11 protein-coding genes and 1 pseudogene are annotated in these 16,110 nt (G+C 48.4%); 9 read left to right on the top strand and 3 right to left on the bottom strand.

What is annotated here, in order from left to right:
* Positions 1–4 precede the first annotated feature (4 nt).
* Together ftsH and AAAT87_RS06075 are read left to right on the top strand one after the other, a co-directional pair.
* Complete coding sequence (gene ftsH / locus AAAT87_RS06080; protein WP_228115551.1) at positions 5–2,176, top strand: ATP-dependent zinc metalloprotease FtsH; 2,172 nt, start codon at positions 5–7, stop codon at positions 2,174–2,176.
* Positions 2,177–2,187: 11 nt separating this feature from the next.
* Positions 2,188–3,054: a phosphatidate cytidylyltransferase gene (locus AAAT87_RS06075; RefSeq protein ID WP_089544865.1), complete on the top strand. Its 867-nt coding sequence runs from the start codon at positions 2,188–2,190 to the stop codon at positions 3,052–3,054.
* 370 nt (positions 3,055–3,424) lie between these two features.
* On the opposite strand, the pseudogene lpxB reads toward AAAT87_RS06075, so the two are convergent.
* Together lpxB and surE are read right to left on the bottom strand one after the other, a co-directional pair.
* A pseudogene (lpxB, locus tag AAAT87_RS06070) lies at positions 3,425–4,567 on the bottom strand (lipid-A-disaccharide synthase); the annotation flags it as partial.
* 66 nt (positions 4,568–4,633) lie between these two features.
* Positions 4,634–5,404, bottom strand: coding sequence for a 5'/3'-nucleotidase SurE (gene surE, locus AAAT87_RS06065; protein ID WP_293505653.1), 771 nt, complete (start codon positions 5,402–5,404; stop codon positions 4,634–4,636).
* Positions 5,405–5,559: 155 nt separating this feature from the next.
* Between surE and AAAT87_RS06060 the strand changes: the two genes are divergently transcribed.
* The 5 genes from AAAT87_RS06060 to AAAT87_RS06040 all read left to right on the top strand — a co-directional run bounded on the left by AAAT87_RS06060 (position 5,560) and on the right by AAAT87_RS06040 (position 11,962).
* Positions 5,560–6,324: a ParA family protein gene (locus AAAT87_RS06060; protein ID WP_295023755.1), complete on the top strand. Its 765-nt coding sequence runs from the start codon at positions 5,560–5,562 to the stop codon at positions 6,322–6,324.
* A 61-nt stretch (positions 6,325–6,385) separates the two neighbouring features.
* A complete protein-coding gene (locus AAAT87_RS06055) occupies positions 6,386–7,297 on the top strand; it encodes a ParB/RepB/Spo0J family partition protein (RefSeq protein WP_089544894.1) in 912 nt (303 codons plus the stop codon).
* Positions 7,298–7,384: 87 nt separating this feature from the next.
* A complete protein-coding gene (locus tag AAAT87_RS06050; protein ID WP_427876042.1) occupies positions 7,385–8,143 on the top strand; it encodes a DUF5683 domain-containing protein in 759 nt (252 codons plus the stop codon).
* Positions 8,144–8,212: 69 nt separating this feature from the next.
* Positions 8,213–9,589 (top strand): lytic transglycosylase domain-containing protein, encoded by a 1,377-nt coding sequence (locus AAAT87_RS06045; protein WP_349225926.1) that lies wholly within the window; start codon positions 8,213–8,215, stop codon positions 9,587–9,589.
* Positions 9,590–9,679: 90 nt separating this feature from the next.
* Positions 9,680–11,962, top strand: coding sequence for a RelA/SpoT family protein (locus AAAT87_RS06040; protein ID WP_295023757.1), 2,283 nt, complete (start codon positions 9,680–9,682; stop codon positions 11,960–11,962).
* Positions 11,963–12,304: 342 nt separating this feature from the next.
* Here AAAT87_RS06040 and AAAT87_RS06030 read toward each other — a convergent pair whose 3' ends face one another.
* The gene (locus AAAT87_RS06030; protein ID WP_089544872.1) at positions 12,305–12,652 is read right to left on the bottom strand and encodes a MerR family transcriptional regulator; all 348 of its coding nucleotides are present in this window, start codon (positions 12,650–12,652) and stop codon (positions 12,305–12,307) included.
* A gap of 180 nt (positions 12,653–12,832) precedes the next feature.
* Here AAAT87_RS06030 and alaS point away from each other — a divergent pair, with 180 nt between their 5' ends.
* A complete protein-coding gene (gene alaS / locus AAAT87_RS06025) occupies positions 12,833–15,496 on the top strand; it encodes an alanine--tRNA ligase (RefSeq protein ID WP_349225925.1) in 2,664 nt (887 codons plus the stop codon).
* A 346-nt stretch (positions 15,497–15,842) separates the two neighbouring features.
* Positions 15,843–16,034 (top strand): hypothetical protein, encoded by a 192-nt coding sequence (locus AAAT87_RS06020; RefSeq protein WP_428848566.1) that lies wholly within the window; start codon positions 15,843–15,845, stop codon positions 16,032–16,034.
* Positions 16,035–16,110: the final 76 nt, after the last annotated feature.

Here is a 16,110-nt window from a genome sequence, read left to right as displayed (position 1 = left end):
AACAATGGAACAAAGCAACAACTTCAATAATCCTGGCGGAGGAAAAGGTCCGAAGATGCCTAGGTTTAACATGAATTGGCTCTACACCATTATCCTCATCGCCCTCATCGCTTTGTTTTTCAGTGGCGGTGGTGATGCCTTGGGCGGAAGCGCAGCCAAGGAAGCCACCTATACCGAATTCAAACAATATGTAGATAAGGGATACGTGCTGAGCGTAGTAGCCAACAAGACGGAAAGTACTCTCAAGATATATATCAACCCGAAATATACGAGAGATGTCTATAAAATGAGCGCCCAGAGCGTAGGACCGAATCCTTACGTCAAGGTACAGTTCGGATCGATCGACGAGGTAGATCGCTACGCCAACGAAATGGTGAAGGAGAAGAAAATCCGTTCATTCAGTTACGATAACCAGAAGAGCAATGATTTCTGGAATCTCGTAATGAGCGTTGCCCCTCTCCTCCTCTTCTTCCTCTTCATCTACTGGATGTCGGGCAGAATGGGAAGCGGTATGAGTAACATGGGCGGCGGCATCTTCAATGTAGGTAAGAGTAAGGCAAAGATGTACGAGAAGGGAAATTCCCTGGGAATCACCTTCAAGGATGTTGCCGGACAGGAAGGTGCCAAGCAGGAAGTAGAGGAAATCGTGGAATTCCTCAAAAATCCGCAGAAATATACCGATCTGGGTGGTAAGATTCCTAAGGGCGCATTGCTCGTTGGTCCTCCAGGAACCGGTAAGACTCTCCTGGCAAAGGCTGTAGCTGGCGAAGCTGGCGTACCATTCTTCTCCATGAGCGGTTCAGACTTCGTAGAGATGTTCGTCGGCGTGGGTGCATCGCGCGTACGCGACCTCTTCCGCCAGGCAAAGGAGAAGGCTCCTTGCATCATCTTCATCGATGAGATCGATGCTGTGGGCCGTGCCCGCAGCAAGAACCCGGCAATGGGCGGAAACGACGAGCGAGAGAACACGCTCAACGCCCTACTTACAGAGATGGACGGTTTCGGTACCAATAGTGGTGTCATCATTCTGGCAGCTACCAACCGTGTAGATATGCTCGACAGCGCCCTGCTCCGTGCCGGCCGTTTTGACCGAGAAATCCACGTAGATCTCCCAGGCTTGAACGAGCGTAAGGCAATCTTCCTGGTTCACCTCAAGCCTATCAAGATAGATGACACTGTGGACGTGGACCTCCTGGCTCGCCAGACCCCTGGCTTCTCGGGTGCTGATATTGCAAATGTATGTAACGAGGCAGCCCTCATTGCTGCCCGTCACGACAAGAAGGCGGTATGCAAGCAGGATTTCCTTGATGCCGTAGATAGAATAGTAGGCGGACTGGAGAAGAAGACCAAGGTGATGACTGCCGATGAGAAACGAAGCATCGCACTCCATGAGGCAGGCCATGCAACCATTTCCTGGTTCTGTCAGTATGCCAATCCACTCATCAAGGTTACGATCGTGCCTCGTGGTCAGGCACTCGGAGCAGCCTGGTATCTCCCTGAGGAGCGACAGATTACCACCAAGGAGCAGATGCTCGATGAGATGTGCTCGCTGATGGGTGGACGTGCAGCCGAGGAACTCTTCACCGGTCATATTTCTTCCGGCGCGATGAACGATCTGGAACGCGCGACCAAGAGTGCGTATGGAATGGTGGCTTATCTGGGTATGAGCAAGACTTTGCCAAATATCTGCTATTACAACCAGAACGAGTATTCATTCCAGCGTCCATACTCAGAGACTACAGCCCGCGAGATAGACAAGGAGGTTCTGCAGATGGTGAACGAGCAATACACCCGTGCCAAGAACATCCTGATGGAGCACAAGGAGGGTCACAACGCCCTTGCCGAGCTGCTGATTCAAAAAGAGGTGATTATGGCCGAAGACGTGGAGCACATCTTCGGCAAGCGTCCTTGGCTGAGCCGTTCTCAGGAAATCATGGAGGACGAACAGCCTAAGATTGATGATGCCGTAAAGGATATGCCTGAGGTTCAGGCAGCCATCAAGGAGCATGAAGAGGCAAAGAAAGCTTCGAAGGAGGAGGCTGAAGAGAATACTTCAGAGAAAGCTCCCGCAAAGGTTTCTGAGGATACAGAAGAGAAGGGTTCCGAAAAGACTTCAGATGATGCTTCAGAGAAGGGGTACGAGAAAACTTCTGGAAACAAGAAAAATAACGAATAAAAAGCAAGACCATGACTGAGAAACAAAAAAATCTAGTAATTAGATCCATCACAGGCGTACTCTTCGTTGTGTGTATGGTATCTTGCTTCCTGAATCCTAGGGCAATGGTATTCCTGTTCGCCCTGATTACAGGCCTAAGCATCTGGGAGTACTGCGGACTGGTGAACCAAAAGGAAGACGTAACCGTCAACCGATTCATTACCACCGTGGCAGGAGTATATTTCTTCCTTGCCGTAGCTGGATTCCGCACAGGTATCGTGGGCAACTTCGTGGTATTCGTACCATACTTGCTCACCATCATCTACCTCTTCATCGGAGGGCTCTATACAGCTAACAAGAACGCCATCAACGACTGGGCTTACACCATGCTTTCGCAAATGTACATTGCCCTTCCATTCTCGATGATCAACGTGTTGGCATTTGAGACTTCAGCATTCGATGGTCAGATTCATTACGACATGCTCTTGCCTCTGAGCGTATTCATCTTCCTCTGGACCAATGATACGGGTGCTTATTGCAGCGGTTCACTTTTCGGCAAGCATAAGCTGTTTCCTCGCATCAGTCCGGCGAAGAGTTGGGAAGGTAGCATCGGTGGTGGTATCTTCGTAATTATCGCAGCCATCATCATCGGTTACATTGCCAACGATGGCGAGGCTCACCGCCTCAGCATTCTCGGATGGGTAGGTTTAGGAGTAGTTGTAGCAGTTTTCGGAACCTGGGGAGATTTGGTAGAAAGTCTCTTCAAGCGCACCCTGGGAGTAAAGGATAGTGGTAATATCCTGCCGGGCCATGGCGGAATGCTCGACCGCTTCGATTCATCACTCATGGCGATTCCAGCTGCTGTGATTTATCTCTACACCCTCCAGCTTTTCGGATAGACTCCATTCTGAAAAAGTACAATAAGAAAAAATCCAAGCCAGATTCATTCTAGCTTGGATTTTTTAATTTATAACGGTACCCATAGAGCAGCTATTTCAATTCCTCCTGCTGCGACTCATTAAGCTGTTCTTCTGCCCTTCTGGCTCTTTCGGCTTCTTCATCTGCCAGTCTTCTAGCCTCTTCCGCCTTCCTTCTTGCCTTTTCGGCTTCCTCTTCCGCTCTTCTTCTTACGGCCTCAGCCTGTTGTTCCGCTTTCTTTTTTGCAGCTTCAGCTTCAGCCAGGGCTTTCAATCGGGCACGCTCGGCGGCTTCGGCAGCAGCCTTGGCTTCTGCTTCGGCTCTCTCCTTGGCAAGTCTAACCAGCATTTCACGACGCTTGACCAAGAGATCGAACATGATGGCAGCAGCCTCATCAGGAGCAACCTGGTTACCCAGACGCTCTCTCACCTCACGATATTCAGAAAGCATACGCTCCCTGCCCTCCTTGCCTGGCAAAATCTGATAAAGCTGGTCGGCGATGGCATCCACCTGAAAACGGTCGGCAAACATCTCCTGCACCACTTCCTTGTCGGCAATCAGATTCACCAGCGAAATATACTTGCACGACATCACATGCTTAAACGCAAGGCGAACTAGACGCGGCAATGGAGTTTCATAGCAAACCACCTGCGGAACCTCGAACAGCGCCGTCTCCAAAGTAGCCGTACCACTCGTTACCAAAGCCGCCGTACTGTGACTCAGGAGCGGATAGGTCTTATTGCGCACCATCTTGACTGGCGTACTCTTCAGGAACTTCTCATAATAAGAATCCTCGATGGAAGGAGCTCCTGCAAGCACCATCTGGTAATCCTCAAACCGCTCTGCCACCTCAATCATGGCAGGCAGATTATCCTTAATCTCCTGCAAACGGCTTCCGGCAAGCAAAGCAATAATCGGGCGATGCCTGTCCAGATTATTCTCTTCACAAAACTCCACGAAATTCTGATGATATTCCGACCGAAACTCATTCACCTCTTCTGCCGTAGGATTACCTACATAATGGATAGGATAACGGTGCTTTTTCTCGAAGAAAGGCACCTCGAAAGGCAGGATGGAGAAAAGTTCGGCGATATCACGCTTGATACTTCGGATTCGCCATTCCTTCCACGCCCAGATTTTAGGCGAGATATAATAGTACGCCGGAATATTAGTCTTCTTTTTCAAGAACTTAGCGATATTCAGATTAAATCCAGGATAATCTACAAGGATTACCACATCCGGTTTCCATTTCACAATATCTTCCTTGCATCTTTTCATATTAGAAAAGATGGTACCCAGATGCATCAGCACAGGAACAAAGCCCATATAGGCAAGTTCCTTGTAATGCTTGACACGAGTGCCACCTTCGGCAGCCATCAAGTCACCACCGAAGAACCTAAATTCCGCAAACTCGTCAACATTTTTTAGCGAACGCATCAATCTGCTAGCATGCAGATCACCACTCGCCTCTCCTACTATCAAATAATACTTCATGATACTTTGAACTTGATACTTTGAACTTGGAACTTTATGATATGCTTTAACTTGGAACTTTCAATATTAAAGTTCAATATTAAAGTTCTTGATCCAATCATAATCCGTGATATCAATCTTGGTCGGCGTGATGGCAATATAGCCATGATTCACCGCCCATTGATCTGTATCTGCAGCATCCGGTTCGTCATTGCGATAATCGCCCACCATCCAATAGTATTCATACCCATGAGGGTGCGTACGATGTTCCACCTCGTTGATCCACGAGCCATGTGCCATTCTGCAAGCTTTGAAGCCCTTGAACGGAGGCTGTGCCGGGAAGTTGACATTCAGGCAGGTATATTTCGGCAAGCCCTTCTCCAGAACCATCTTTACCACCTGGGCTACACCGTCTCGCAAAGGCGAGAGATCGGCATTCTCATCATAGTTGCAACTGCTGAAGGCAATGCTAGGAATGTGCTGCATACATCCCTCCTTGGCTACGCCCATCGTACCTGAATAGTGATTGTTCACACTGGAATTATCACCATGGTTGATACCGCCGATTACGAGATCAGGGCGACGGTCCTTGTAGAACTGGTCGAGCGCCAGTTTGACACAATCCACCGGCGTACCGCTGCACGACCAAACCTCCACATCTTCGCCCATATTATGACGGCGCTTCAGTCGCAGCGGAGTGGTAGCCGAGAAGGCACAGGCGAATCCGGAGCGGGCACTTTCGGGAGCCACAACGAGTACGTCGCACCAGTCTTTCAGAAAGCGCACGAGGGTCTTGATACCATTGGCATGATAGCCATCATCATTTGAAATTAACACTAAAGGTCTCTTATTTTCCATAAAAATATCTTTCTTTTTGGTGCAAAAGTACGAAAAAACCTTTAAAGAAACATATTTCTCGCATATTTTTTGTATCTTTGCCGAAAAATTCTGTGCGCAAAAGCCATTATTAGACTCGCAGGCGCACACTTCAGGTTATTATATAGACTTTAAAAATGGGAAAAATCATAGCATTAGCTAATCAGAAAGGTGGCGTCGGAAAGACAACAACCACCATCAACCTGGCTGCATCGCTTGCTACCCTGGAGAAAACGGTACTCGTCATCGATGCCGACCCTCAGGCAAACGCATCCAGCGGTCTGGGTGTGGACATCAGCGAGGTAGATTGCTCACTCTATGAGTGCATCATCAGCCATGCAGATGTGCGTGATGCCATCTACACTACCGACATCGACGGACTCGACATCGTGCCGAGCCACATCGATCTTGTAGGAGCTGAGATAGAAATGCTCAACCTAAAGAATCGCGAGAAAGTAATCAAGAAACTGCTCGATCCCATCCGCGAAGAATACGATTATATTCTCATCGACTGTTCCCCATCGCTGGGTTTGATAACAGTGAACTCGCTTACCGCCGCAGACAGCGTGATCATCCCTGTGCAGTGTGAATACTTTGCACTGGAAGGAATCAGCAAGCTGCTCAACACCATCAAGATCATCAAGAGCAAGCTGAATCCGAAGCTCGAAATAGAAGGTTTCCTGCTGACGATGTACGACAGCCGCCTCCGACTCGCCAACCAGATTTACGACGAGGTGAAGCGCCACTTCCAGGAATTGGTATTCAAGACTGTCATCCAGCGCAACGTGAAATTGAGCGAGAGTCCGAGCCACGGTCTCCCAGTCATTCTCTACGATGCAGAATCAAATGGTGCCAAGAACCACCTGGCACTGGCAAAGGAAATTATCAACAAGAATAGATAAGATTTGGAAATTGAACCCATCAGGAAAGTTCAATGTTCAAAATTCAAAGTTCAAAGCAAAAATGGCAGTACATAAGAAATTCAATAACGGCATAAGAAACAACGCCCTGGGCCGCGGACTCGACGCCCTCATCTCGACAGAGGGAGTACGTACTCAGGGCAGCAGCACCATCAACGAGATACCTCTCGATCAGATCGAGGCAAACCCGAACCAGCCACGACGGGAGTTTGACGAAGAGGCGCTGCGCGAACTCGCCGATAGCATCAGTGCCATCGGCATTATCCAGCCTATCACCCTGCGACAGATTTCGGAAAACCGATTCCAGATTATTGCGGGAGAAAGACGATGGAGAGCTTCACAACTAGCTGGACTCATGGCAATACCTGCCTACATCCGCACCATCAGCGATGAAAACGTGATGGAGATGGCGCTCGTGGAGAATATCCAGCGCCAGGACCTCAACGCCATAGAAATTGCACTTGCATATGAACATCTTCTGGAAAACGAGGGAATGACTCAGGAAAAAATTTCCGAGCGTGTGGGCAAAAGCCGTGCTGCCATTGCCAACTATCTCCGACTTCTGAAGCTGCCGGCACAGGTGCAGATGGCACTCCAGAAGAAAGAAATCGATATGGGACATTGCAGAGCGCTCCTAGCACTCGACAGTCCGTCGCTTCAGATCAAGCTCTTCAAGGAAATCCAAAAGAACGGTTACTCCGTGAGAAAGGTGGAAGAGATGGTACAGCGACTGAAAAGCGGTGAAGACGTGGAAAGCGGCAAGAAAACCATCACTGCCAAGACACAGATACCCGAGGAATTCACCATGCTTAGAGAAAAGCTCTCCAAATTCCTCAATACCAAGGTGCAATTCACCTGCTCTGCCAAGGGCAAGGGAAAAATCAGCATCCCATTCAGCAATGAAGAGGAACTGGAGCACATCATGAACGTTTTCGATAAACTGAAACAGGAATAAATCTTTTTTTATATAGAAAGAAATAAATTATTTCGATAAACAGGAACAGCTTCATCTGTTCCGAATAAGATATAGAAGAATAAAAAAGTGAATTTAAGATTATCACATATTTGCATTTCGGCTTTACTGCTGGCAACCTCGCTCCAAGTTTCGGCTCAGAAACAGAAGGCGAAGGCAGAAGTAGCCGTTCCTGACTTCGCTGCTGCCGACTCGGCAAGGATGGCGACAGAAGCGGTAAAGACTTCGGTTGATTCTGCCATCACAGCCAAGGACAGCATGAATCTGGCTAAACTCAACAGTTCGCTCAGGCCGATGCAGAAGAAGAAGCGCGATTGGGCTACCTGGCGACCAGATGCCAAGCGCGCCATGTGGCTTGCACTGATTTTGCCCGGAGCAGGACAGATCTACAACCGCAAATACTGGAAACTACCTATTATATATGGTGGTTTCGTAGGCTGCGCTTACGCCATCACCTGGAACAACCAGATGTATCACGACTACTCGCAGGCCTACCTCGACATTATGGATGATGACCCGAACACGCAGAGCTACAACCAGTTTCTGCATTTGGGAGCCACAATCGATGCCTCTAACATAGAACGCTACAAGGAAATCTTCCGTAAGCGTAAAGACAAATTCCGCCGCTGGAGAGATATGGGAACCTTCGTGATGATTGGCATCTACGCCTTCTCCGTCATCGATGCATATGTAGATGCATCGCTCTCAGAATTCGACATCTCCGACGACCTCAGCCTCAGAGTGGAGCCTGCCGTGCTCAATAACGGCAGATACAACAACCCGCTGCGTTCAGGCGCACTCGGACTGCAATGCTCACTCACATTCTAAAAGTAACCATCAGAAAACTAAACGAAAAAGAAGCATATAATTAAAATAGAAAACAATAGACATTAGATAATGAAGAAAATAATCATCATGGCAGCAGCGATGCTGTTTAGCTGGCAGGGCATTCAAGCCCAAAACGACAATGCAGAAGACAAGGACGATGTGATTACCGTAACAGACAAGGACGGTAAGCTGGAGGAAATCGAAGTTCCTGAAGGTTTGGAAGACAACCTCGACAGCCTTCTTCACCTCTACAATACACAGGCTTACATGATGGCCGACACCTCTTGCAAATACCGTGATGTGAATCCAGTTTTCGAAACACAGGTATATATCGACCGATTGAAGCGACTCCCTACACTTATTGAAATGCCATACAATGAGGTAGTACAGAAGTTCATCGACCGCTACAGCGGCAAACTTCGTCGCTCTGTAAGCTTCATGCTGGGTGCCAGCAACTTCTACATGCCTATCTTCGAAGAGGCATTGGAAGCATACAACCTGCCACTGGAGCTGAAATATCTGCCGGTTATCGAGTCGGCACTCAACCCCAAGGCTGTTTCCCGCGTAGGAGCCACAGGTCTCTGGCAGTTCATGCTGAGCACAGGCAAGCGCTACGGTCTGGAGGTGAATACCCTCTACGATGAGCGCCGCGACCCAGTGAAAGCATCTTATGCCGCAGCCCACTACCTGCGCGATCTCTACAAGATCTTCGACGACTGGAACCTCGTTATCGCAGCCTACAATTGCGGACCAGCCAAGGTAAGCAAGGCAATCCATCGTGCCAAGGGCGAGACTGACTACTGGAAGATTTATCCATACCTGCCAAAGGAGACACGTGGATATGTACCAGCTTTCATCGCAGCCAACTATATTATGAACTATTACTGCGACCACAACATCTGTCCGATGGTAACTGAGTTGCCAACCAAGACAGACACCGTGGAAGTGAATCAGGATGTTCATATCGAGCAGATTGCCAAGGTTCTCAACATCGATGCCGAGCATCTTCGCAACCTGAACCCACAGTATCGCCACGACATCATCAACGGCAGTCACAGGCCAATGCCTGTACGTCTGCCGGAATCACTCATCGGAGCCTTCATCGACAACAAGGATTCCATCTTCAGTTACCGTGCTGATGAGCTTCTGCTGAAGCGTGATGTGGTAGAAGTCAACGACGATGAACCAAACTACAGCCGCTCCCGCAGCAGCCGTTCCCGCAGCAGCGTATCATCTTCACGTAGCAGCCGAAGCAAGTCTTCACGCTACAGCCGCAGTAAGAAGGGCAAGAGAAAGAACTCTAGAGGCAAGAGCATAACCATCAAGAGCGGAGATACACTCTCGGAGATTGCTGCTCGCAACGGAACAACCGTGAAGAAGCTCAAGAAGCTGAACAAGATTTCGGGCAACAGTATTCGTGCCGGAAAGAAGATCAAAGTGAAATAAAAAATAAAATCTATATACTGAAGCCCACGCCCAGGATCGTGGGCTTCAGTAATACATCATTAATCATTTTATAAATAGGAGGGTACAGCTATGGATGACCAGAACTTGAAAGACCTAGAAAGAGAGCAGGCCGACAACAAACTGATCGGTGATGCCTTTCAGCATTTACTCGACACCTACCTCAGCTCGCGACACCGCAAGAAGGTAGATATCGTGACAAAAGCCTTCAACTTCGCCCGTCAGGCGCACAAGGGCGTGCGCCGATTGTCTGGCGAACCGTATATCATGCACCCTATCGCCGTGGCACAGATTGCCTGTGAGGAAATGGGATTGGGTTCTACCAGCATCTGCGCAGCACTGCTCCATGATGTGGTAGAAGATACAGACTATACGGTAGAAGACATCTCCAACATCTTCGGTGCCAAGGTGGCACAGATTGTGGATGGACTCACAAAAATCAGTGGTGGCATCTTTGGAGACCAGGCTTCTGCACAGGCAGAAAACTTCAAGAAGTTGTTGCTCACCATGAGCGATGACATCCGAGTGATTCTCATCAAAATCTGCGACCGACTGCACAATATGCGCACCCTGGAATCGCAGCCAGCCAACAAACAATACAAGATTGCAGGCGAGACCTTATATATATATGCGCCACTCGCCAACCGTCTCGGACTTAACAAAATCAAGACCGAACTGGAAAACCTCAGCTTCCGCTACGACCATCCACAGGAGTATGCCAACATTGAGCATAAGCTTGCAGATACCGAATCGCAACGCGACACCCTCTTTGCACAATTCACCGCTCCTATCCGTGAGGAACTGGATAAGCTGGGTGTGGATTACAAGATCAAGGCACGTGTCAAGAGCCCTTATTCCATCTGGAACAAGATGCAGAACAAGCACGTTTCTTTCGATGAAATCTACGATATTCTTGCAGTTCGCATCATCGTGACTCCAAAGAGCAGAACCAACGAGGTGAACGAATGCTTCAATGTCTATGTTGCCATCAGCAAGATATACAAGAGCCATCCCGACCGTCTGCGCGACTGGCTGAACCATCCGAAAGCTAACGGATACCAGGCTCTCCACGTTACCCTGATGAGTAAGCAGGGACGCTGGATAGAGGTACAGATCCGCTCCGACCGCATGGACGAGGTGGCAGAAAAGGGATTTGCAGCCCACTGGAAATACAAGGAGGGTGGCGAATATACTGAGGATGAAAACGAGTTGAACGACTGGCTGAGCACCATCAAGGAGATTCTGGACGATCCGCAGCCTGATGCGATGGACTTCCTCGACGCTATCAAGCTCAACCTCTATGCATCTGAAATCTTCGTCTTCACCCCGAAGGGAGAAATCATCACGATGCCAGCCGGATGTACTGCACTCGACTTCGCCTTCCAGATACATACCTTCCTGGGCAGCCACTGCATCGGAGCCAAGGTAAACCATAAGCTGGTACCTCTGAGCCACAAGCTGAATAGCGGCGACCAGGTAGAGATCCTTACCTCCAAGAGTCAGCACGTACAGCCTGCATGGGTGAACTTCGTAAGCACAGCCAAGGCTAAGAGCAAGATCATGGCGATATTGCGACGTGACTCCCGCGAAGTGCAGAAAAAGGGTGAGAGCATCCTCACCGAATGGCTGCAGAAGAACAATATGGAGATGACCAACTCGGTAGTGGACAGGCTCTGCGAACTCCACAATATCCAGAAGCGCGACAACTTCTTCCAGTCACTGGGCGAACACTGTATCCTGCTCGGAGAGAAAGACCTCGATGAACTGCAGGGCAAGCCCAAGAAGCAGAAGCAATCATCGAGCTGGCGCGACTACATTCCATTCCTGGGCAAGAACAAGCAGAAGGAGGAAACGGGCGGCATCGTAAAGCCACAGGAACTCTTTGTGGTGGGCAAGGACTTCAACAAGAAGAAGCCGCTCATCCTGACCGAAGAAAACATCAATCAGTTTATCTTCCCTTCCTGCTGCCACGCCATTCCGGGCGACGACGTGATGGGATTCATCGATAACAAGAACCGCATCGAGATTCACAAGCGTTCGTGCAATGTAGCTGCCAAGCTGAAATCAAGCTATGGCAACCGCATCGTGGATGCCAAGTGGGATATGCACAAGCAGATGCTCTTCGATGCAACCATCGAAATCAAGGGTATCGACCGCAAGGGCATGCTCCTCGATGTGAGCAAGATTATCAGCGACCAGCTGGGCTTCAACATCCACAAGCTTACCATCAGCAGCGACAACGGTATCTTCGACGGAACCATCGAACTTCGTATTCATGACCGTGATGAAGTGAAGATCATCATGGATAAGCTCAAGACGATTGAGGATCTGCAGGAAGTGCAGAGAATCTTATAATCTGAAAAGAACAGAGATGGTATCATCATCAAAAAAGAACAAAGATGATATCATTTGAAATCTGGAGCTGGAAGCCTACTGCTTCCGGCTCCAGAATTTCATCAAGCCAAATAAACTACAATCATTAAAACAAAAACAAACAAAACAATGAGTTGATAAGGTATATTTGGGTCGTCCTTGGCGCCCATACGCCAAGACCCTCTTCATGGTCTGGAGCCACCAGCTCAGCAAGAAAGAAGCCAGCAAGATTACCATCGCCGAGGTTTTCGGCGAAGAATGCTGGTAATCCCCTACACTTTACTAATCATAAAGTTCAAAGCTCAATGTTCCAAGTTTAAAGTATTAAACCAGTCCGTCTAGCTGTTTCTTGAGTTCCTTGAGCTGATCTCTTACAGAAATGAGGGTGTCGAGAACGTCAGACGATTTCTCGGCACCCGTTCTGTTTTGACTCAGATACTTACGTGCCGCAGCAATCTTGAATCCCTTCACCTTGATCAGGTTATAGATGAGTTTCACCTGCTCAATATCCTTGTCAGAATATTGACGCACCTTGTTCACGCCCACCTTAGGCCTGAGGAAAGGAAACTCCTTTTCCCAATAACGGAGAGTTGACTCCGTTACACCCACTTCCTCAGCCACTTCCTTGATGGAATAGTACAATTTTACGTTTTTATCTGTATTTAAAGCCATTTTTCCAAACTTTAATTTCAAAAATAATTAATTTTGTTGCAAAATTAAGCAATTCTTCTTATCTTTGCAAAGTTTTTCGGAAGAAAATGCCCTTAAGGGCAAAAAATAATCAAAACAGAGGAGAAATACAGCCTCTGAAACAGCATTTGAGAATTAAAAAAGATTAATATAAAAGATAATATGATGACAGCTAATGAAGTACGCGAATCCTTCAAGAAATTCTTCGAAGGTAAGGGTCACAAGATTGTTCCATCAGCACCTATGGTTATCAAGGATGACCCAACGCTGATGTTTACAAACGCTGGTATGAACCAGTGGAAAGACATCATCCTCGGTACAAAGGACCCAGGCAAGGATGTTCGTCGTGTTGATACTCAGAAATGTCTCCGTGTAAGCGGTAAGCACAACGACCTCGAAGAGGTAGGTCACGATACTTACCACCACACCATGTTCGAGATGCTCGGTAACTGGAGCTTTGGCGACTACTTCAAGGAAGGCGCCATCGATATGGCTTGGGAGTATCTTACTGGAGTTTTGAAGCTCAACCCTGCCGACCTCTACGTTACCGTATTCGAGGGTAGTAAGGAGGAAGGTCTGGAACGCGACAACGAGGCTGCGGGCTACTGGGCTAAGCACGTGCCAGCCGACCACATCATCAATGGCAACAAGCACGACAACTTCTGGGAGATGGGCGATACAGGTCCTTGCGGTCCTTGCTCTGAGATTCACGTGGATTCACGTACTCCAGAGGAGAAGGCTCAGGTGCCAGGCCGTGAGTTGGTAAACAAAGATAACCCACAGGTCATCGAAATCTGGAACATCGTGTTCATGCAGTACAACCGCAAAGCTGACGGTTCTCTCGAACCTCTCCCAATGCACGTTATCGATACAGGTATGGGCTTCGAGCGCTTGGTTCGCATGTTGCAGGATAAGCACTCTAACTATGATACAGATATCTTCCAGCCAATCATCAAGGAAATCGAGGCTATCTCTGGCAAGAAGTATGGCTTCACTACTCCTACTGGTGAGAATGGTGAGGGTAAGGATGAGCAGGAGAAGATCGACATCGCTATGCGTGTTTGCGCCGACCACCTCCGTGCCGTAGCCTTCTCTATCGCCGACGGCCAGTTACCAAGCAATGCCAAGGCTGGTTACGTAATCCGCCGTATCTTGCGCCGTGCCGTACGTTACGCTTACACATTCCTCGGCCAGAAGCAGGCATTCATGTACAAGCTCGTCAATGTATTGGTAGAGCAGATGGGTGCAGCCTTCCCAGAGTTGCCAGCTCAGCAGGAGCTCATCACCCGCGTGATGAAAGAGGAAGAGGATTCATTCCTCCGCACCTTGGAGAAGGGTATCAACCTCCTCAATGGCGATATGGACGAACTCAAGGCTCATGGCGAGACTCAGCTCGACGGCGTAAGTGCATTCCGCCTCTTCGATACATACGGTTTCCCTCTCGACCTTACAGAGCTCATCTGCCGTGAGAATGGTTACACAGTAGATGCTGCAGGCTTCGACGAGGAGATGAAGAAGCAGAAAGAGCGTGCCCGCAATGCTGCTGCCGTAGAGAACGGCGACTGGGAGGTTTTGAAGGAAGGCGACCAGAACTTCGTGGGTTACGACTATACAGAATATGAGTGCCACATCCTGCGCTACCGCAAGGTGACTCAGAAGAAGAACACTTTCTATGAGTTGGTACTCGACAACACTCCATTCTATGGTGAGATGGGTGGACAGGTTGGCGACAAGGGTGTACTCGTTAGCGAGGATGAGACTATCCAGGTTATCGACACCAAGCGCGAGAACAACCAGAGCATCCACATCGTAAAGGAGTTGCCAAAGGATGTAAACGCTGATTTCATGGCTTGCGTTGATATCGAAAGCCGCGAGGGAAGCGCTGCCAACCATACAGCTACCCACTTGCTCGACTACTGTTTGAAGCAGGTTTTGGGCGAGCACGTAGAGCAGAAGGGTTCTTATGTAGATAAGGACACCTTGCGTTTCGACTTCTCTCACTTCCAGAAGGTAACTGATGAGGAGCTCCGCAAGGTAGAGCACATGGTAAACGAAATGATCCGTGCCGACTATCCATTAGATGAGCACCGCGATACTCCTATCGAGGAGGCTAAGGAGCTTGGCGCTATCGCCCTCTTCGGCGAGAAGTATGGCGACAAGGTTCGTGTGGTTCGCTTCGGTCCATCTGCCGAGTTCTGTGGTGGTATTCACGCCAAGAGCACCGGTAAGATTGGTTTCTTCAAGATTATCTCTGAGAGCAGCGTAGCAGCCGGCATCCGCCGTATCGAGGCTTTGACAGGCAAGGCTTGCGAGGAGGCTATCTACGGCTTGCAGGATACCATCGTAGCGTTGAAGGGCTTGTTCAACAATGCCAAGGATCTTGAGGGTGTCATCAGAAAGTACATCGACGAGCACGATGCCTTGAAGAAGGATGTTGAGAAGTTCCAGGCTCAGGCTGTGGAGCGTGCCAAGGATAAGCTTGTAGAGAATGCAAGAGAAATCAATGGTGTGAAGGTTGTTACAGCCGTATTGCCAATGGAGCCAGCAGCTGCCAAGGATTTGGTATTCAAGGTTCGCGAGGCTTTGCCTGAGAACATGATCTGCGTAGTAGGTTCTTACTTCAACGATAAGCCTATGCTCAGCGTGATGTTCAGCGATGATATGGTAAAGGATCACGGTTTGAACGCTGGTAAGATGATTCGCGAAGCTGCCAAGTTGATTCAGGGTGGCGGTGGCGGTCAGCCTCACTATGCTCAGGCTGGCGGTAAGAACAAAGACGGTTTGAGCGCTGCAGTAGATAAGGTTGTAGAGTTGGCTCAGCTGTAATAAGCCTCCTCAAAGAAGTATATAATAGAGTTATCTTAACTCTTATATATAATAAGGTATAAAGGGTTGTAATCCATCTTTTCGAGGATTGCAACCCTTTTTTTATTGACATTAGAGGAGTCTCCATGTCATAATTATCAATTTATGATAATCATCAAATGATAAAATTCCTTATTTCATTATCATTTTATGATAATCACTTTATGATAATCGGAATAAAAGTTGTATCTTTGCAGAAGATAAGCTGCACTCGGCAATTTGTAAGCAAGCTTACATTGCGCTCGTTTGCATTATCTTTGCAAAAGAATTGCAAACGTAGAATATATAATAAGGTATAAATATGGTAATGAAGAATCCTTTTGTCACAAATGGTTACGCCGGTCCGGAATACTTCTGCGACCGTGTGGAAGAAACCCAGCACATCACAGAGATGCTGACCAATGAGAATAACATGGCTCTGATTTCCCCTCGACGCATCGGAAAGACAGAGCTGATTAACCATTGCTTCGCCCAACCAGCCATCCAAAAAGATTATTAGGGTCACTTGCAAAAGCGTGTGGATAGCATAGCACAATAAAAGCAAGCAGGTGTACGTTTATAGAGTAAACGTTAGA

The sequence above is a fragment of the Segatella sinensis genome (genome assembly GCF_040095255.1).
Lineage (GTDB): Bacteria > Bacteroidota > Bacteroidia > Bacteroidales > Bacteroidaceae > Prevotella > Prevotella sinensis.
This window is presented reverse-complemented; position numbering and strand designations above follow the sequence as displayed.